At 70.2% G+C, this 17516-nt stretch carries 18 protein-coding genes and 1 pseudogene; 7 read left to right on the forward strand and 12 right to left on the reverse strand.

Annotated features, from left to right (window positions below):
- From ON39_RS08830 to ligD, 6 genes are all read right to left on the reverse strand, one after another.
- On the reverse strand, positions 1 to 191 hold a 191-nt coding region (locus tag ON39_RS08830; protein WP_040732842.1), incomplete at its 3' end, for an SDR family NAD(P)-dependent oxidoreductase.
- 2 nt (positions 192 to 193) lie between these two features.
- Positions 194 to 1180, reverse strand: a complete 987-nt coding sequence (locus tag ON39_RS08835; RefSeq protein ID WP_040732843.1) for an alpha/beta hydrolase — start codon at positions 1178 to 1180, stop codon at positions 194 to 196.
- Positions 1181 to 1308: 128 nt separating this feature from the next.
- Positions 1309 to 1728, reverse strand: coding sequence for a hypothetical protein (locus ON39_RS08840; protein WP_040732844.1), 420 nt, complete (start codon positions 1726 to 1728; stop codon positions 1309 to 1311).
- A 48-nt stretch (positions 1729 to 1776) separates the two neighbouring features.
- A complete protein-coding gene (locus ON39_RS08845) occupies positions 1777 to 2133 on the reverse strand; it encodes a nuclear transport factor 2 family protein (RefSeq protein WP_040732845.1) in 357 nt (118 codons plus the stop codon).
- 142 nt (positions 2134 to 2275) lie between these two features.
- Positions 2276 to 3226 (reverse strand): D-isomer specific 2-hydroxyacid dehydrogenase family protein, encoded by a 951-nt coding sequence (locus tag ON39_RS08850; RefSeq protein ID WP_040732847.1) that lies wholly within the window; start codon positions 3224 to 3226, stop codon positions 2276 to 2278.
- Positions 3227 to 3352: 126 nt separating this feature from the next.
- A complete protein-coding gene (ligD, locus tag ON39_RS08855; protein ID WP_051186425.1) occupies positions 3353 to 4348 on the reverse strand; it encodes a non-homologous end-joining DNA ligase in 996 nt (331 codons plus the stop codon).
- Positions 4349 to 4433: 85 nt separating this feature from the next.
- Between ligD and ON39_RS08860 the strand changes: the two genes are divergently transcribed.
- Both ON39_RS08860 and ON39_RS08865 read left to right on the forward strand, forming a co-directional pair.
- Positions 4434 to 4682: a DUF6364 family protein gene (locus ON39_RS08860; RefSeq protein WP_040732857.1), complete on the forward strand. Its 249-nt coding sequence runs from the start codon at positions 4434 to 4436 to the stop codon at positions 4680 to 4682.
- On the forward strand, positions 4679 to 4987 hold the full coding sequence (locus tag ON39_RS08865) for a hypothetical protein (RefSeq protein ID WP_040732848.1): 309 nt from the start codon (positions 4679 to 4681) through the stop codon (positions 4985 to 4987). The genes ON39_RS08860 and ON39_RS08865 overlap by 4 nt, the downstream gene beginning before the upstream one ends.
- Before the next feature lie 90 nt (positions 4988 to 5077).
- Here the strand turns inward: ON39_RS08865 and ON39_RS08870 are convergent, their stop codons facing one another.
- On the reverse strand, positions 5078 to 7201 hold the full coding sequence (locus tag ON39_RS08870; RefSeq protein ID WP_040732858.1) for a RecQ family ATP-dependent DNA helicase: 2124 nt from the start codon (positions 7199 to 7201) through the stop codon (positions 5078 to 5080).
- Between the two features lie 246 nt (positions 7202 to 7447).
- Between ON39_RS08870 and ON39_RS08875 the strand changes: the two genes are divergently transcribed.
- Positions 7448 to 8611 carry a GGDEF domain-containing protein gene (locus tag ON39_RS08875; protein ID WP_051186426.1) on the forward strand — a complete coding sequence of 388 codons (1164 nt, stop codon included), beginning with the start codon at positions 7448 to 7450 and terminating at the stop codon, positions 8609 to 8611.
- A 33-nt stretch (positions 8612 to 8644) separates the two neighbouring features.
- Here the strand turns inward: ON39_RS08875 and ON39_RS08880 are convergent, their stop codons facing one another.
- Positions 8645 to 9520 (reverse strand): alpha/beta fold hydrolase, encoded by an 876-nt coding sequence (locus tag ON39_RS08880; protein ID WP_040732860.1) that lies wholly within the window; start codon positions 9518 to 9520, stop codon positions 8645 to 8647.
- A gap of 163 nt (positions 9521 to 9683) precedes the next feature.
- Between ON39_RS08880 and ON39_RS08885 the strand changes: the two genes are divergently transcribed.
- Positions 9684 to 10166 (forward strand): hypothetical protein, encoded by a 483-nt coding sequence (locus ON39_RS08885; RefSeq protein WP_040732849.1) that lies wholly within the window; start codon positions 9684 to 9686, stop codon positions 10164 to 10166.
- 36 nt (positions 10167 to 10202) lie between these two features.
- Here the strand turns inward: ON39_RS08885 and ON39_RS08890 are convergent, their stop codons facing one another.
- From ON39_RS08890 to ON39_RS08905, 4 genes are all read right to left on the reverse strand, one after another.
- Positions 10203 to 11426 (reverse strand): RtcB family protein, encoded by a 1224-nt coding sequence (locus tag ON39_RS08890; protein WP_040732850.1) that lies wholly within the window; start codon positions 11424 to 11426, stop codon positions 10203 to 10205.
- 102 nt (positions 11427 to 11528) lie between these two features.
- Complete coding sequence (locus ON39_RS08895; RefSeq protein ID WP_040732851.1) at positions 11529 to 12599, reverse strand: amidohydrolase family protein; 1071 nt, start codon at positions 12597 to 12599, stop codon at positions 11529 to 11531.
- A gap of 1 nt (position 12600) precedes the next feature.
- On the reverse strand, positions 12601 to 13971 hold the full coding sequence (locus ON39_RS08900; RefSeq protein WP_051186427.1) for a type I glutamate--ammonia ligase: 1371 nt from the start codon (positions 13969 to 13971) through the stop codon (positions 12601 to 12603).
- Positions 13972 to 14140: 169 nt separating this feature from the next.
- A complete protein-coding gene (locus ON39_RS08905) occupies positions 14141 to 15019 on the reverse strand; it encodes a ribokinase (protein WP_040732852.1) in 879 nt (292 codons plus the stop codon).
- Between the two features lie 69 nt (positions 15020 to 15088).
- On the opposite strand from ON39_RS08905, the gene ON39_RS08910 reads away from it, so the two are divergent.
- The 3 genes and pseudogenes from ON39_RS08910 to ON39_RS08920 all read left to right on the forward strand — a co-directional run.
- The gene (locus ON39_RS08910) at positions 15089 to 16354 is read left to right on the forward strand and encodes a glutamate-5-semialdehyde dehydrogenase (RefSeq protein ID WP_040732853.1); all 1266 of its coding nucleotides are present in this window, start codon (positions 15089 to 15091) and stop codon (positions 16352 to 16354) included.
- Between the two features lie 39 nt (positions 16355 to 16393).
- Positions 16394 to 17278 carry an AAA family ATPase gene (locus ON39_RS08915; protein WP_085998137.1) on the forward strand — a complete coding sequence of 295 codons (885 nt, stop codon included), beginning with the start codon at positions 16394 to 16396 and terminating at the stop codon, positions 17276 to 17278.
- Between the two features lie 4 nt (positions 17279 to 17282).
- A pseudogene (locus tag ON39_RS08920) lies at positions 17283 to 17516 on the forward strand (hypothetical protein); the annotation flags it as partial.

Raw genomic sequence — 17516 nt, forward strand, 5'->3', positions numbered from 1 at the left:
TCGATCAGCGCCACGGTCTCGTCGGCGCGCGCCTCATCGATGTCGGCGCAGATCACCTGCCCGCCGCGCTCGGCAAGCTCCAGCGCGAACGCGCGGCCGATGCCGCTGCCCGCGCCCGTCACCACCGCCCGCGCCCCGTATGTGCGTCGCGGCCGATTGCCAAGGGGCAACAGCTTTTCCAGTCCGAACATCGTCAGCTCACCTTCTCGGGGACAGTGCGGGCGGCCAGCGCGCCGCGCAGGAAATCGGCGGCGCGCGTGAGGGCCTGGTCGGCCTCGGGCACCAGCGTCGGCAGGGCCTGGAAGACGTGCACCTGACCCGGCCACACCTCCAGCTCGCAGCTGCCGCCCGCCGCGCGCACCATCTCGCACAGCGCCCGCGCGTCGGCGCTGAGCATCTCGGTGCCGCCGACCTGAACCAGCATGGGCGGCAAGGGCATTCCCTGCGGGACGGTCAATCGCAGCCGCGGGGTGTCGTCGGGCAGGCCCCGCGTGTACGCGCGCGGCATCCGGCTCGCGGCCTTCGCCGAGATCAGCGGATCGCGTTGCCGCAGTTCCTGTTCGGCGGCCAGCTGGAGCGTGAGGTCGAACAACGGCGAGAACAGCACCACGGCCGCGGGCTGCGGTACGCGCCGCTGCTCGTTCTCGATGAGCAGGTCGAGCGCGAGGTGCCCGCCCGCCGAGTCGCCGGCGATCACCAGGTCGTCGGCGGCGTAGCCGCGGTCGAGCAGCCAGCGGTAGCCCGCCTCGACGTCGTCGGCGGCGGCGGGGAAGCGGTGCTCGGGGGCGAGCCGGTAGTCGGTGAGGAAGACCGGCAGCCCGGTCTTGCGCGACAGCTGCGCGGCCAGTCCGCGATGGGTGCGCGCGGAGCAGATGACGTACCCGCTGCCGTGGATGTAGTAGATGGCGCGCCGGCCGAAGGAGACGCCGGGCGCGCGGACCCATTCCCCGCGCACCGCGCCGGACCGGACCTGGGTGACCGCCGTGCCGCGGAGCACCGGACCGCCGACGGCCATGAAGGTGGCGACCAGCTTGCGGGCGAACCAGACTCCCGGGGCGTTCATCGGCACCACGTTGTTCAGCGGGCGCAACCCGAGCTGGGTGACCGCCGCGGCGAGGGTGGCTCGCGTGGAGGGTGCGGTGGGCACCACGGGGATCGAGGTCCTCGTTGACCTTGTCATGCGTTCAGAATCAGCGATGAATGTGCCAGTTGTCAATGGCACATTTATTGCAGGCTGATCGCGATGGGGTTGACCTGCGACGACCGCGCCACCGGGAGGTGTCGCGGTTGTCGCAGGATATTCGGTTGTTACTGGGCTTTGCGCAGGCCCAGGTACTGCAGGGCGGCGAATCCGCCGACGGTGACCGCCTGCATGACGGCCCAGACAGACCCGACGGTATTCAAATCGAGCGCCCCCTCGACGAGCGCGGCGAGGCTGAGCACGACCCAGGCCGCGTTGCCCGCGATCACGGCGCGGGCGCCGTTCGGGCTGATCGTCTGCCGGGTGCCGATGATCGCCACCGCCACGCCGTACAGCGTCAGGAAGATCCCGATCGGAAGGCCGATCTCGGTGTCCAGTCCGAGCAGCGACTCCAGCGGCTCGGCCAGCGCCAGGTAGGCCAGACCGTTGACGCCGGTGACCACCGCGTCCAAGCGGAGCGAGAGGCGGAGGAGCTGCGGGCCGGGGGCCATTACGGAGGACAGGTAGGACGGGGCGGTGGTGGTCATGGCGGTGGTTCCTTCGATGAATCGGTAAGGGGGAGAGCGGGTTCGGGGTCAGGCCGCGGCGGGGACCTTGTCGAGGAAGCCGTACACGTTGGCGAAGCGGCCGTTCTCCACGATGGCCACGTCGAATCCGACGACCACCGCGGGCGCGTCGGCGGGGCCGAGCTCCCAGGTGAACCGCACCTGGTCGTGGTGGGCGTCCACCGGACCGGCCAACCGGAACGTCCAGCCGGGGAATTGTGCTTGGGCCGCGGCGATTCCGGCGTCGATGGCGTCGTGCCCGGCCACCGCCATCAGCGGGTCGGTGTAGCCGGCGGTCTCGGTGAACACCCGGGCGACGGCGGCCTTGCGGGCGGCGGCGTCGGTGGTGTTCCAGGCTTCCAGGTACTGGGCGACGATGGTGTCCATGATGAGCTCCTTCGGGGCTGTGATCTGCGGTTTCTCTGTCGTTCTCGCTGACAGGAACTACGTTATGGCCGCAGGGGGGTGCCCCGAATCAGTCATCTATAAGTACTTTCGCCGCCGGATACGTAGGCCGGCGGCGCGGGTGTCAGTAACCGAGGCTCGGATCGACCGGTGCCAGTAGGTCTTTGCCGGTCACGAAGCGCTCGACGTTCGCGGCGGCGTGGTCGGCGAAGGCGGCCAGGCGCAATTGGGGCGGGTTCGAATCATGCGGCGTCACAATGGCATTCGGCAGACTCCAGAGCGGGTGGCCGTCGGGCAGCGGCTCCGGTTCGGTGACGTCGAGGCCCGCGCCCGCGATGGCGCCGGAACTCAGCGCGGACACCAGGGCGTCGGTGTCGATCAGGCTGCCGCGCGCGACATTGACGACCCACGAGGACGGCTTCAGCCGGGCGAGCACGTCGGCGTCGATGAGATGGTTCGTCTCGGGCGTGGCGGGGGCGGCGACGACCACGTGGTCGGTGCGCGCCCACACCCTGGCGAGGTGGTCGGTGGAGATCGTCTCGATCGTGTCGGGGATGCGGGGGCCGGTGACCGGGCGACCCGACCGGTTGACCGCGATCACGTGCGCGCCCAGCGGAATGAGCATGGGAATCAACGCCTTCCCGATGCCGCCCGCACCGACGATGGTGACCGTCTTGCCGCGCAGCGAACCGATGTGCGGGAAGAAGTCCTGCTGCCGCCAGGTGTCCGCGCGCAGGTGCTCCGGCAGGTAGCGCACGCCGGCCAGCAGCAGCATCAACGCGTGCTCGGCCACGCTGGCCGCGAAAGCGCCTGCGGCGGAGGTGAACCGGACGTTCGGGTGCGCGGCGATGACGCCCGCGGTGAACCAGTCCTCGACACCGGCGGCGGGCAGCTGCACCCACTCGATCGCCTCCGGCAACTCGTCCGGGAACTGCCCCGGCGTGCCCGCCCAGATCAGGCCCTGCGCCTCGCCCAGTCCGGCCACGCTCGCGCCGCCGTCCGCGACCGCCTTCGCCAACAGGGCGGGCGGCGGGTCGGCCGGACCGATGGCGATCGCTACTGCCGGTCGGCTCATGGATTCTCCTCCTCGAAAGCGGTTGTCTACGCTGACGGCGCGCACGAATTCGCCTGGTGCGCACGATTTTGCCAGCAAGCTGGTGCGCGACGGGCGAACTCGTCGTGCGCGAGTGCCTGGTAGTGGCTAGTCCTTGTCGGCGTCCGCCGTGTCTGCGTCGGCCTTGTCGGGCTCGGCCTCGTCGAGGTCGGCCTCGATCTTGTCCCGGTCGGCCCATTCGAGCAGCCGATCGATGTCGAAGACCGCGTCGTCGATGCCCTCGTGCAGGTCGCCGAGTTCGGCGAAGCGGGCGGGCACGGTCTTGATGGTGAACTCGCGCGGGTCGACGTCGGGGATCTCGTCCCAGCGGATCGGGGTGGAGACGGTGGCCGTCGGCACGCCGCGCACCGAGTAGGCGGCGGCGATGGTGTGGTCGCGCGCGTTCTGGTTGTAGTCGACGAACAGCATCTTCGGGTCGCGGTCCTTGCGCCACCAGGTGGTGGTCACGTCGTCGGGGGCGCGGCGCTCGACCTCGCGGGCGAAGGCGAGCGCGGCGCGGCGCACCTGCTTGAACCCGTGGTTCGGGGCGATGCGGACGTAGATGTGTAAACCGTTGCCGCCGGAGGTCTTCGGCCAGCCGACCGCGCCGAGCTCGTCGAGCACCTCCTGCGCGACCCCGGCCACCCGCTGCACCCGCGACCACGGGCAGTCGGGCATCGGATCCAGATCGATGCGCCACTCGTCGGGGCTCTCGGTGTCGGCCGCGCGGGAGTTCCACGGATGGAACTCGACCGTCGACATCTGCACGGCCCAGACGACGTCGGCCAGCTCCCGCACGCACAGCTCGTCGGCGTGCCTGCCGTAGCGGGGGAAGTAGACGCGCACGGTGTTGATCCAGTCCGGCGCGCCGGCGGGCAGCCGTTTCTGATGCACCTTGTCCCCGGCCAGGCCCTTCGGGAAGCGGTGCAGCATGCAGGGCCGGTCGCGCAGCGCGCGGACGATGCCGTCGCCGACGCTCAGGTAGTACTGCACCAGGTCGAGCTTCGTCGCGCCGGTCTCCGGGAAGTACACCCGGTCCGGATTGGATACGCGGATCGTGCGGTCGCCGACATCCAGTTCGATCGCCGCTGACTTGCTGGCCACCCGTCCGACGATAGTCGACGCGGCGCCCCGCTCGCCGTGGGAAAACGCGCTCCACCCGGTGCTGCGTTCTGGTATGCATAAGAGTATGAGCAAGGCGACGCGCGTGACCGTGACGCTGGATCCGCAGGTGGCCGAGTGGGCGAAACAGGCGGCCGACCAGCAGAATCGCAGCTTGTCCTCGGTGATCAACGCCTCGCTGCGTACCGCGCTCGTGCACGACAGCCTGGCCAAGCTGGCCGTCGACGACGCCGCCGAGCAGGCCGCGGCCTACGACGACTTGAATGTCACCGAGGCGGCCGAGACGGACGCCCGCCGCAACCGCGGCGCGGCATGAGGCGCGGCGAGGTCTGGCGCTACTCCCCGACCCTGAGCGACGGCACGCCGCTGCCGAGACGCATGTCGGTCGTGCTGGTCTCCGACTCGGCCGTGATCACCTCGCCGTACCGCTGGCTGCACGTGGTCCCGCTGCGCGACACCGACCCCGGCCACGTCCTGGCGACCTACACCGAGCACGGCTGGGCCGACACCCTCGAACTCCACCGCGCCTACCGCCCCTGGTTCACCGAGCACCTGGGCGAACTCACCACCACCGAATCCGAGTCGCTGGACGCCAGACTCCGCGCCACCCTCAGCCTGTAACCGCCAGAATCCGCACCCCCTCTCGGGCCCCGCGCTCGGAATATGGCCCTAAAGCCGGTGCGTGTCCCGAGAGGGAGTGCGGGGATTGGGTTAGGTGACCGAGGCGAGGGCGAACGGCAGTACCGCGTCGGCGCCTGCGGTGCGCAGGGCGTGCGCGGCGAGGGTGAGCGTCCAGCCGGTGTCCGAGAGGGTGTCCACCAACAGGATCGGTCCGTCGAAGCCCGTGAGGTCGGGCACCTCCCACGAGTCGAACAGCCCGGCGACGCGATGGGCGGAGTTGGCCGCGGACACCGGCGGACGGTCGGGGCGCTTCGACAGGGTGCCGAGGTCGTGCAGGCGACCGATCTCCGCGAGGCCCGCCGCGAGTGTGGCCGTCAGCACCGGATACCGGTCGGATTCCAGCGCCATGACGCCGGTCGGTCGGGCGGCCCAGTTCCAGTCGCGCAGCACGGCGACGCAGGCCTCGAAGACCTTCTCGGGGATCGGATCGTCGGGCCCGTCGAGCAGGGCGCGCAGGCGCTGACCCCAGCCGAGGTCGGTGGGCCTGCCGAGGACACGACCGGTCTCGGCGCCGTTGGTTATCTTGCCGGACAACGGAACTCCGAGCTTCGCCATGCCGGTGGGCCATTGCTTGCGCGGATTGAGATCCAGACCGGGACGGTCGAGTCTGGCCCGGGTGGCCGCGACCGCCTCGGCGTCCACGGCGACGTCCGGCCGCGCGCCGGTGCAGTTGTCGCAACGGCCGCAGCCGGGCGAGTCCGAGCGGCCCTCGGACAACCCCGGGTCGTCCAGCTGCCCGCGCAGGAACTCCATCCGGCAGGCGGTCGTCGATTGATAGTCGATCATCGCCTGCTGCTCGACCTCGCGGGCCGCGGCCAGCCGCTCGTAGCGTTCGGTGTCGTAGGTCCACGGCCGGCCCGTGGAGATCCAGCCGCCGCGCACCCGGCGCACCGCGCCGTCCACGTCGAGCACCTTGAGCACCATCTCCAGCCGGGAGCGGTTCAGCTCGACCAGCGGCTCCAGCGCGGCGGTGGACAACGCGCGGTCGGTGTCGAGCGCGTCGAGCACCGAGCGGACGATGTGTTCGCGCGGAAAGGCAACGGACGCAAAGTAACTCCAGATCCTTGCGTCCTCCGGACCAGGCAACAGGATTACCTCGGCCCGCTCGGTGCCGCGGCCTGCTCGACCGACCTGCTGGTAGTACGCGATGGGGGAGGACGGCGCGCCGACGTGCACGACGAAGCCGAGATCGGGCTTGTCGAAACCCATGCCGAGCGCGGAGGTCGCGATGAGCGCCTTCACCTCGTTGTTCAACAGCGCCGCCTCCAGCGCCTCGCGTTCGGCGGGGTCGGTCTGGCCGGTGTAGGCGGCGACGTTGTGCCCGTGCGAGTTCAGCACGTCGGCGAGGTCGTGCGCGGCGGCGACGGTGAGCGTGTAGACGATTCCGGAGCCGGGCAGGGTGCGCAGCTGCCCGCTGAGCCAGGCGGTGCGCTCGACCGCGTCGTCGAAGCGGACCACCGACAGGTGCAGCGACTCGCGGTCCAGCGTGCCGCGCAACACCAGGGTGTCGGTGCCGATCTGGGTGGCGACGTCGGTGATCACCCGATCGTTGGCGGTCGCGGTGGTGGCCAGCACCGGCACGTCGGAGCCGAGGTCGGCGATGAGCGTGCGGATGCGCCGGTAGTCGGGCCGGAAATCGTGGCCCCAGTCGGAGACGCAGTGCGCCTCGTCGATCACCACGAGCCCCGCGTCGGCGGCGAGCTTGGGCAGCACCTGATCGCGGAAGTCCGGATTGTTCAGCCGCTCGGGGCTGACCAGCAGCACGTCCACCGCGCCGGCCGCGACCCGGTCGTGGATCTCGTCCCATTCGGTCATATTGCCCGAATTGATGGTTGCCGCAACCACTCCCGCGCGCTGCGCGGCGGCGACCTGGTTGCGCATGAGCGCGAGCAGCGGCGACACGATCACCGTCGGGCCGCGCCCCGCGCCGCGCAGCAGTTTGGCGGCGATGAAGTAGACGGCCGACTTACCCCAGCCGGTCCGCTGCACGACCAGCGCGCGACGGCGGTGCACCACGAGCGCCTCGATCGCCGTCCACTGGTCCTCGCGTAGCCGGGCGTCGGGCCCGGCCAGCTCGCGCAGCAGGTGTTCGGCGCGCTCGCGCAGGTCGGGTGCGGTCAGGTCGATCGCCGGGACATCGGTCGCCGTGGTCATGCGCTCCATCGTGCCCGACGGTACCGACAGGGATCGCGCTCCTCGCGCCCGCCCGCGCATGTCGTGATCGATGCCCCCGCATGTCGCGATTGATACCGAACGGACTCTCGGTTCGCGCCGTGATCTGACTTACACTGCGTTGGTCGCCGCTATGTCGCCGAAATCTCCGGCCGCGGCGGTGTTCACCAGGAGTGAGTGCGGTTCGAGACGATACGAGGCTTGTCGTAGACGCCGAGGACGAGTCGAATGAGCGAGCGAGTCACCGCGCACCGGCGCGAGCATTACGCGGTCGTGCACGCCTATCTGCGGCTGCTGCGGGATTGGTGGCGCGACGGCGTCGACTACCGCTGGGTGGTGAACGCCCTGGCCGAGCGCTCCGCGCTGGCGGTGGTGAAGTTCGCCATCGGACTGTGCGGGCTGGCGACGCCGCTCATCAGCGTGCTGATCGTGACGTCGTCGGCGGGCCCGCAGAGCGTGTTCGGGCGGACGGTGCTGTGGTGCATCGTCGCGGCGTCGGTGCTGTGGGTCGTGCGCTGGTGGGGGCTGCCGTGGCCGAGCCGGGTCGAGTCGCTCACGCTGCTCGCGATCGGCGACGTGTGCATCACGCTGGTCTGCGTGCTGAGCCCCGGCAATGTCGTGCGGTCGGTCGGGATGATGCTGCTGTTGATCGTCGGCATCTACGTCAGCGCGTTCCACAGTCCGCTGGTGCTCGCCGCGCACACGGCGTGGTCGCTGGCCTCGGCCGTGGTGCTGGCGATTCCGCTGTTCGGCGTGGGTGACGCCGCGTCGGCGGTGATCATGATCCTCGGCATGGTCGCGGCCACGGTCGTGCCGCCCGGCCTGCAGTTCTGCTTCTGGGTGCTGCGCAGCGACATGCTCGCCGACCCGTTGACCACGCTGTTGAGCAGGCGCGGATTCGAGTACCACTCGACCATGGTGGTCGGCGGCTCCGGCTCGGTTCCGGTCTGCGTCATCATGGTCGACCTCGACCGGTTCAAAGCCGTCAACGACACCTTCGGACATCACGCGGGCGACCAGGTGCTGGTGCGCACCGCGGAACGATTGCAGCGCGCGGCACCGGCGCACAGCATCGTCTCCCGGCTCGGCGGCGAGGAGTTCGCGGTCGTCGCGCGCCTGCCCGTGCCTGCCGCGATCGACGCCGCCGAGCTGTTGCGCACCGCCATCGCCGAGCCCGTGGGGTCGATCTCGGTCACCGCGAGCGTGGGCATCGCCGTCGCCGACGCGGGCGCCGATGGCTACCGCCGCAGCCGTGAGCTGGTGCAGGATTTGATCCGGTGTGCCGACAGCGCGATGTATCAGGCGAAACAGCGCGGCGGCAATACGGTCGTCGTCGAGCACATCACCGCGCTGCAGGGCATCGACACCTGGGACGCGACGCGGTCAGCTTGAGAAACGGTGCGGCACAATCTTTTCGAGCCGGATCTACGCGGTTTCCTCGGCCAGCGTGATCAGCCGGGCCCTGATCAGATCGGGGCGTTCGTCGGTGATGAAATGACCGCAGTTCGGTACCCGCTCCAGCGTGTAGTCGTCGGCTTTGGCCGTCTCGGCGGCGGCCAGCGAGTGGTGCACGGCGTTGTCGTCGATCCCGAACAGCGCGCGGATGGGGACGGTGGCGCGGCGGGTCTCCGTGTGCCGGGCGCTGCGCGGCAGTTCGCGCAGCAGGAACGTGCGGTAGGTGTCGACCGCGGCCTGGGCGACGACCGGATCGCGGAACCGATCCGCATACGCGCGAACCACTTCCGGCCCGAACTCGGCGCGGTTCTTGACCCCTCTCGGCAGAATCACCTCCAGGATCGGGGTGTGCTGCTGCAAGAATTTGCCGACGGAGGCGACGATCGGCTGATAGAGCAGGAACCGCCACACGTGCGGCAGAAACCCGCGCGCCGACTGCCACGGATGCGGAATGTTCAACACCAGGTATCCGTCGAACCGTTCGGGCGCGCCCAGCACCATGAGGTGGCCGATGTAGCCGCCCCAGTCGTGGCCGATGAGCAGCACCCGGTCCAGGCCGAGCTCGTCGAGCAGGGCCAGCACATCGGCGGCCACGTCCTCCTTGCCCCAGCGATGCGGCGGGGGACCGGACCAGCCGTAGCCGGGCAGATCGAGCGCGATGATCCGCAGTCCCGGCGGGGGGTCGGCCAGCAGGTGGCGGTACGCGTAGTGGTGCTGCGGCCAGCCGTGCAGCGCGAGCACCGGGCGTCCGTCGGCCGGACCGGCCTCGGTGACATGGAAGTCGACGCCGCGCGCGGTGACGAAGTATCGCCGGACACCGGCGATGGGCGGGGGATCGGTCGTCACGCGCGGCGGGGTGGTCGAGCCGGAACCGCTGTGTCGCTGGCGCATACCCGATGGTAACCACACCGGCCGAGCGCGGTCGCCGATGTTTCGGTTCGGCATTCGACGCGAAATGACCATGAACGACGGACAATAGGCCGCAAAGGATCCCCGGAGGAGGCCAACCATGTCGAGCCAATACCAGCCGCCGGCGGGCTGGTCGCCGCCGGGCACCCAGTTCCAGACGCGCAGTGGCTTCGGCCGGACGCTGGCCGGCACGCTGATCTCGTTGGTGATCACCCCGATCGGCATCGGCCTGGCCGCGCACGGCGCGCTGGACACCCGGCAGTGGGTGATTCTCGGCGGCTCGGCGGATCGCTGGGGCTCGAACTTCCAGATCATCGGCGGCGCGGTGCTGCTGTTCCTGGTGGCGGCGCTGGCCGCGTTCTCCCCGGTCGGCACCGCCATCGCGGGCCTGGTGTGGGGCTTGATCCCCGGGATACTGCACATCCTGTTCCCGGAGGACACCTATCGGCAGATCGAGAACCTGCCCGAGCTGTCCGACGATTTCCGTCTCGCACTGCACAATTGGGTGCTGAACGGCTTCGCGTTGCTCACGGGTGTGTTCCTGCTCGGCGCGGCCGTCGCGGCGACATTGCGGCGCAGGTGAATCGAGGCCGCGCCCACGACGGAGCGCGGCCTCGCGTCAGCCCTTCACGCAGAGCACCTGCCGCAGCGTGGCGACGATGTCGACCAGGTCGCGCTGCGCGGCGATGACCTCGTCGATGTCCTTGTAGGCCGCCGGGATCTCGTCGACGACGCCCGCGTCCTTGCGCGACTCCACGCCCTCGGTCTGCGCGACCAGATCGGCGACGGTGAACTGCTTCTTGGCCGCGTTACGGCTCATCCGCCGGCCCGCGCCGTGCGAGGCCGACTGGAACGAGGCCGGATTTCCCTTGCCGCGCACCACATACGAGCGCGTGCCCATCGAGCCCGGGATCAGCGCGAGATCGCCCTCGCCCGCCCGGACCGCGCCCTTGCGGGTCACCAGCATCGGGACGCCGTCGATGAGCTCCTCGGCCACATAGTTGTGGTGGCAGGAGATCGGCTGCTCGAAACGCACCGGGCGCCCGGTGAATTCGTCACGCACCGCGCGGCACACCAGGGCGAGCATGACCGCGCGGTTGCGCGCGGCGTACTCCTGCGCCCAGGTCAGGTCGCGGCGATACGCGTCCATCTCCGGTGTCCCGGAAAGGAATACGGCCAGATCGCGGTCGGGTAGGTCGACATTGTGCGGGAGCTTGCGCGCCACGGCCATGTGCCGCTCGGCGAGCTCCTTGCCGATATTGCGACTGCCCGAGTGCAGCAGGATCCACACCGCGTCGTCCTGGTCCAAGCAGATCTCGATGAAGTGATTGCCGCCGCCGAGTGTGCCCATCTGCTTGTGCGCCTTGGACTCTCGGTTCTGCACGCCCTCGTCGAGGGCGGCGAACCCGCGCCAGAAGGTGTCCCAGCCCGTGCGCAGCGTCGCGGTGCTCGCGCCGAGCGCGGAGACCTCGCCGCCGAGCTTGGTCACGTTGACCGCGCCGTCGTGCGCGGCGAAGCCGACGGGTACCGCCGCCTCGATCCTGGACCGCAGCGAGCGCAGGTCGTCGGGGAGATCGGCGGCGGTGAGGTCGGTCTTGACGCTCTCCATTCCGCAGCCGATATCGACGCCGACCGCGGCCGGGGACACCGCGTCCTTCATCGCGATCACCGAGCCGACCGTCGCGCCCTTGCCGAGGTGCACGTCCGGCATCACGCGGACGCCGTGGACCCATTGCAGCGCGGCGATATTCCGCAGCTGGCGCAGCGCGGCCTGCTCGACCTCGTGCTCTTCGGCCCACATGAGCGTCTGCGCGCGGGTGCCGCGCAGCTCGACGGGAAACATTGTCCGGTCCTTTCGTCGGTATTCCCGATCAACGGTAATAACCGGCGCGACGCGACGCACTCGAATAAATACGCGGGCGGAGGCGAGTAATTTCACCCGGTGTCAATCGGCGGAGACGCTCCGGTAAGCGTCCTCGGCGTTGATGTGGGCGATGCCCGCGGCCAGACGCTCGGCGTCGGCGGTGGTGATCAGGTCCTCGGCGAGCCATTCGTCCAGCAGCCTGCCCAGGCCGCGGCGCCACCAGAACGCGCCGAGAAAATGCAGCTCCGGCAGGCCGTAGCCGTCGGAGGAGTAGCACAGCGAACGAAACGGGGCCAACTCCAGCACCTCGGCCAGCACGGCTTGGGCGCGGTGTCCCACGTAAGGCACGGTGAGCCCGATATCCATCCGGACATGCCCGAAGGCGTGCGCCAGGTAGGCGGCATTGCGGTGAAACGGCCAGCAGTGCAGCAGCATCACGGTGAGGCCGGAGTGCGCGGTTTTCCGCAGAAAATCGGTGAGCAGCAAGGGATCCGCGCGCTGCAATCGCAGATCGGTGTCGCCGAAACCGGTGTGGAATTGCAGCGGCAGCCCGAATTCCGCGCCGATGCGGGCACCGAGCCCGACCAGCCAGCCGAGCAGTTCCGGATCGGCGAGGCGATGTTCGGGAAATACCGCCCTCGGCGGTCGGTCCCGCAGCGGGAAATCGAGGCCGCACCGGTAGGCGACGACGGACTTGAGCCCGACGGCGGTGCGCGCGCGCTCGCGCAAACGTTCCTCGATCCGCTCGAACACCGTCCGGCCCGCGCCCACCTCCGCGATCACCTGCTCGGCGACCTGCTCCAGGCGCACCACCTCGCGCACCACGCCATCGGTGAGCGCGCCGAATTCGGCTGTGCCGCCGCCGAATCCGGTATCCACGTACCAGCTGGTGGTGCCGGTGGCGCGGAGCAGCCGCACGGCGGCCTCCCGCCAGCCGAGTTCGGCGCGATGGGCCAGATAGGCGTCCGGGCCGACGTGCGGGGGCAGGTCCAGGGCCGGTGCGCACCACCGGCGCACCGCGAGGCCGATCGCGGAGTCGAAACTGCCCGTGGCGCCCTCGCCGAGCAGCTCTTCGAAACCGGCCCGGTCCAGATCGCGGGGCACCACGCCGTGGCAGTGGTGGTCGGTGAGGGTGAGGCCGTCGGTCAACACGTCAGAACCGCCAACGCGTCAGCGCCACAAGCTCTTCCGGCAGCGCGCCGGCGTAACGCTCCGCCTCGGCGCGGCGCACGGTGAGCAGCGCGTCGTGCAGTTCCGGCCCCATCGCCTCGGCCAGCACCGCCGACTCGGCCAGCCGATCGGCCGCCTCCTCCGGCCGGGTGGGCAGCCTGCGCACGCCCGAGAGCATCAGCTGTTCGGCGTCGAAATCGATTGGATCGCCGCTGATCTCGGCGGGCAGCCGCAACTCCTCGGCCACGCCGGTCAGCCCGGCGGCGATCACCGAACCGACGATCAGATACGGATTCCCGGTCGCGTCAAAGCATTTGACCTCGGCGTTGGCCGACCGCTCCTCGGTTCCGCGCACGCCGGTGACGAAACGTACTGCGGCCTCCCGGGTTTCCCGGCCCCAGCACTGCCAGATGCCCGCCCACCGGGACGGCACGAGCCGCAGGAAACTCACCGGGTTACCGGCGCCCACCGCCACGAGGGCGGGCAGCTCGCGCAGCACCCCGGCGAGGAACGACTCACCGGTTCGGCGCATGCCGTACGGTCCGTTGCCGGCGGCGAACAGCGGCCCCTCGTCGTCCTGTATCGAAAAGTGCAGGTGCGCACCGGAACCCGTGCCGCCGGGCTCGAGGCAGGGGGCAAGCTGCGCACGCCAGCCGTGCCGCTGACTCACCTGCCGGATCGTGTGCCGCACCAGCACCGCGTCGTCGGCCGCGCCCACCGGATCGGACGGTTGGACCGACAGCTCCAGCTGACCCGGCGAGTACTCCGGGTGGAACTGGTCGACCAGGATGCCCTGGCGCTCCAGTATCGCGACCAGTTCCCGCCCGTAGTCGGCGACCTGCCCGAGTCGCACCAGGCCGTAGGCCGGGCCGTCGACGGCGGGAGTGAAACCCGGCGTGTCTTCTCGTCCGACGGCCCATTCGGTCTCGAAGGCCATCGAGAGACGGAGACCGGCCTGTCGCGCCGCCTCGGCCTGCCGGGTCGCGAAACCGCGCTGGCAGGCGGCGAAAGGCGTCCCCTCCTGGGTGTACTTGTTGGCGGGCGCCCAGGCCCAGCCCGGCTGGCAGGCGAGCTCGGTCAGTCTCGACAGGTCCGGAATGAGTCGCAGATCGCCGTCCGGGCCGCCGAGATACTTGCCGACCGTCATCAGGTCGTCGAAGGAGAAGGTCTCGAAGCACGGCGACACCCCGATCCCGAGCCGGGCCGCCTGCGCGAGCCGCCGTGTCGGCACGGTCTTCACGCGGGTTATCCCGGCATTGTCGACGAAGGTGAGCGCGACGATATCGGCCTCGAGCCTGCCGATCGGTACTTCGCTGTCGAGATCGGACGGAATGCGCTCCGGCATGGTCGCCATGAATACCGACAATAGTCGCCCGGCCCTGCTCCGATACCGATTTCCTCAGCGCGCCACGCCCTTCCGCGACAGACGCGAGATCTCGCGCTCGGCCACCGAGTGGCGCGCAGGTGGGTTCGGTATCGACACTCTTCACGGGTGCCGGTTCCGCGAACCAGTGCGGACTCCGCTACTTCGCGGGGAGAGCGGCGCGAATCTCGTGTTCGGTGGGGATGGAGGTGCTCGCGCCCAGCTTGGTGGTGGCCAGGGCGCCCGCGGTGCCTGCCCAGGCCAGGGCGTATGCGGGGCCGCGGTGCCAGGCGGCGGCGAGTGCGCCGGTGAAAGTGTCGCCCGCGCCGGTGGTGTCGACGACGTCGACCCGCGGGCTCGGTTGGGTGAACTCCGCACCGTCGGGGCCGCGGTAGGTCGCGCCGTCCGCGCCGCGCGTCACCACCACGTGGGGGACGGGGTCGAGGGCGGCGCCGAGTTGCTCGGCCTCGCCCGAATTCACCACCGCCACATCGACATTCGCCCACAGCTCGGCGGGCAGATCCCGGGCGGGGGAGGGATTGAGCAGCACCGTGGTGCCGTTCGCGCGGGCGTGCCGCGCGGCCGCGACCACCGTGTCGATCGGAATCTCCAACTGGCACAGCAGGATATCGGCGTCCGCGAGCACCGCGAGGTCCGCGTCGGCGAGCTCGGTCATCCGCGCGTTCGCGCCGCCGACCACGATGATGCTGTTCTCGCCGCCGCCGTCCACCACGATCGCCGCGACACCGCTCGGCCCGTCGACGGTCCGCAGCCGCTCGACGTCCACCGCGGCGTCCGTCAGCGCCCGCCGCAGTTCGGCCGCGAACACATCGTCACCGACCGCGCCGAGGAACCGCACCGCGCCGCCCGCGCGCCGGGCGGCGATGGCCTGGTTCGAGCCCTTGCCGCCGGGCACCATCGCGAACCCGGTGCCGAGCACCGTCTCACCGGGCGCCGGCCGCCGCTCGGTGGTCGTGACCAGATCCATGTTGATACTGCCCAGCACCGCGATCGAGGGAACGTCGGTCTCATCGGCCATAAGGCAAAGGCTAATAGCGCGCCGCACAGCGGTGGTTTCCGCGTCGGACCGGGTCAGTACGCTGTACCCATGACGGTAGGAACGACGACCGAGCCGGATGTCCGCGAGGTGGTGCACGAGGCCGCACGCAAGGCTCGTGTCGCGTCGCGTGTGCTCGCGCAGCTGACCACGGCGCAGAAGAACGAGGCGCTGCACGCCGCCGCCGACGCGCTGCTCGGCGCGGCCGACACCGTGCTCGACGCCAACGCCGAGGACGTGCGCGCCGCGCAGTCGGCGAACGTCGAGGAGTCGCTGATCGACCGGCTGCGCCTCACCAAGTCCCGCATCGACGGCATCGCCTCCGGCCTGCGTCAGGTGGCCGGGCTGCCCGACCCGATCGGGACGATCGTGCGCGGCTCGGTGCTGCCGAACGGCCTGGAGACGCGTCAGGTCCGGGTGCCGCTCGGTGTGGTCGGCATGGTCTACGAAGCCAGGCCCAACGTCACCGTCGACGCGTTCGGGCTCACCCTCAAGTCCGGCAACGCCGTGCTGCTGCGCGGCTCCTCCTCGGCCGCGCACTCCAACGCCGCGCTGGTCGCGGTGCTGCGGGAAGCCCTTGTCGCCCAGGGTCTTCCGGCCGACGCGGTGCAGTTGCTGCCCAGTGCCGACCGCTCGAGCGTCACCCATCTGATCCAGGCCCGCGGCCTCGTAGACGTGGTCATCCCGCGCGGCGGCGCCGGCCTCATCAGCGCCGTCGTCCGCGACGCCACGGTGCCCACCATCGAGACCGGCACCGGCAACTGCCACGTCTACGTGCACGCGGCCGCCGACCTGGACATGGCCGAGCAGATCCTGATCAACGCCAAGACCCGCCGCCCCAGCGTCTGCAACGCCGCCGAGACGGTGCTCATCGACGACGCTATCGCCACCACCGCGGTGCCCAGGCTCATCGAGGCGCTGGAACGTCACGGCGTCACCGTGCACGGCGACCTGCCCGGCTTGGTGCCCGCGAACGACAAGGACTGGGGCGAGGAGTACCTCACCCTCGACATCGCGTTGAAGGTGGTCGACGGCCTCGACGCGGCCATCGACCACATCAACACCTGGGGCACCGGCCACACCGAGGCCATCGTCACCGGTGAGCTGGCCGCGGCCCGCGAGTTCACCGGCCGGGTCGACGCCGCCGCCGTCATGGTGAACGCTTCCACGGCGTTCACCGACGGCGAGCAGTTCGGCTTCGGCGCCGAGATCGGCATCTCCACCCAGAAGCTGCACGCCCGCGGTCCCATGGCGCTGCCGGAGTTGACCTCCACCAAGTGGATCGTGTGGGGCGACGGCCAGATCCGGCCGGTATAGCTGATCGGGGGCGCGCTCGCTCCCAAGGAAGGACTGCACGTGCCCGCCACTCCCGAGACGACCCAGGAGCCGATCTTCACCTCGGTCGACGACGTGATAGATCGGCTGGCCACCACCGGCTACCTCGCCGACAAGGCCACCGCCACCTCGGTGTTCCTGGCCGACCGGCTCGGCAAGCCGCTGCTCATCGAGGGCCCGGCCGGTGTCGGCAAGACCGAGCTGGCCAGGGCGGTCGCGCAGACCTCCGGCGCCGAGCTGGTCCGGTTGCAGTGCTACGAGGGCGTCGACGGGGCCCGCGCGCTCTACGAGTGGAACCACGCCAAGCAGATTTTGCGCATCCAGGCGTCCAGCGAGAACGACTGGGAGGAGACGAAGGCCGACGTCTTCACCGAGGAGTTCCTGCTGTCGCGCCCGCTGCTCACCGCGATCCGGCGCAGCGACCCGACGGTGCTGCTGATCGACGAGACCGACAAGGCCGACGTCGAGATCGAGGGCCTGCTGCTCGAGGTGCTCAGCGATTTCGCGGTGACCGTCCCGGAGCTCGGCACCATCACCGCCAGCCGCAAGCCCTTCGTGGTGCTCACCTCCAACGCCACCCGCGAGCTGTCCGAGGCGCTCAAGCGCCGCTGCCTCTACCTGCACCTGGACTTCCCGGACGAGGAGCTCGAGCGCCGCATCCTGGCCAGCCGGGTGCCGGAACTGTCCGCCGCCGTCGCCGCGCAACTGGTGCGGATCGTGCACGTGCTGCGCGGCATGCAGCTCAAGAAGCTGCCCTCGGTGGCCGAGTCGATCGACTGGGCGCGCACGCTGCTCGCGCTCGGCCTGCACGACCTGGACGACTCCGCGGTGCGTGCCACACTCGGCGTGGTGCTCAAGCATCAGAGCGATCACCAGCGCGCGCTGGCCGAGCTGAAGCTGGCCTGAACCGATGTCCGCGCGATCGCAGCCGCCGGCGGACGCGGAACTGACCGCGCCGCACGGGCTGCCGGGGCATCTGGTCGGCTTCGTCGAGGCGCTGCGCGAGCGCGGCATCCCGGTCGGCCCCTCCGAAACCGTGGACGCGGGCCGGGTGGTGACCGTGCTCGACCTGCTCGACCGCGAGGTGCTGCGCGAAGGCCTCGCCTGCTCGCTGCTGCGCAAGACCACCCATCGCGCGACCTTC

The organism is Nocardia tenerifensis NBRC 101015 (assembly GCF_000308715.1).
In the GTDB taxonomy this organism is placed as follows: domain Bacteria; phylum Actinomycetota; class Actinomycetes; order Mycobacteriales; family Mycobacteriaceae; genus Nocardia; species Nocardia tenerifensis.

Bases quoted from the DNA above. Each gene is read 5' to 3' on its own strand.
- ON39_RS08835 (WP_040732843.1), bottom strand. From the start codon at position 1,180: ATGACAAGGTCAACGAGGACCTCGATCCCCGTGGTGCCCACCGCACCC.
- ON39_RS08890 (WP_040732850.1), bottom strand. From the start codon at position 11,426: ATGTTTCCCGTCGAGCTGCGCGGCACCCGCGCGCAGACGCTCATGTGG.
- ON39_RS08905 (WP_040732852.1), bottom strand. From the start codon at position 15,019: ATGGCCGATGAGACCGACGTTCCCTCGATCGCGGTGCTGGGCAGTATC.
- ON39_RS08870 (WP_040732858.1), bottom strand. From the start codon at position 7,201: ATGACCACGGCGACCGATGTCCCGGCGATCGACCTGACCGCACCCGAC.
- ON39_RS08875 (WP_051186426.1), top strand. From the start codon at position 7,448: ATGAGCGAGCGAGTCACCGCGCACCGGCGCGAGCATTACGCGGTCGTG.
- ON39_RS08850 (WP_040732847.1), bottom strand. From the start codon at position 3,226: ATGAGCCGACCGGCAGTAGCGATCGCCATCGGTCCGGCCGACCCGCCG.
- ON39_RS08865 (WP_040732848.1), top strand. From the start codon at position 4,679: ATGAGGCGCGGCGAGGTCTGGCGCTACTCCCCGACCCTGAGCGACGGC.
- ON39_RS08840 (WP_040732844.1), bottom strand. From the start codon at position 1,728: ATGACCACCACCGCCCCGTCCTACCTGTCCTCCGTAATGGCCCCCGGC.
- ON39_RS08885 (WP_040732849.1), top strand. From the start codon at position 9,684: ATGTCGAGCCAATACCAGCCGCCGGCGGGCTGGTCGCCGCCGGGCACC.
- ON39_RS08910 (WP_040732853.1), top strand. From the start codon at position 15,089: ATGACGGTAGGAACGACGACCGAGCCGGATGTCCGCGAGGTGGTGCAC.
- ON39_RS08860 (WP_040732857.1), top strand. From the start codon at position 4,434: ATGAGCAAGGCGACGCGCGTGACCGTGACGCTGGATCCGCAGGTGGCC.
- ON39_RS08845 (WP_040732845.1), bottom strand. From the start codon at position 2,133: ATGGACACCATCGTCGCCCAGTACCTGGAAGCCTGGAACACCACCGAC.
- ON39_RS08900 (WP_051186427.1), bottom strand. From the start codon at position 13,971: ATGGCGACCATGCCGGAGCGCATTCCGTCCGATCTCGACAGCGAAGTA.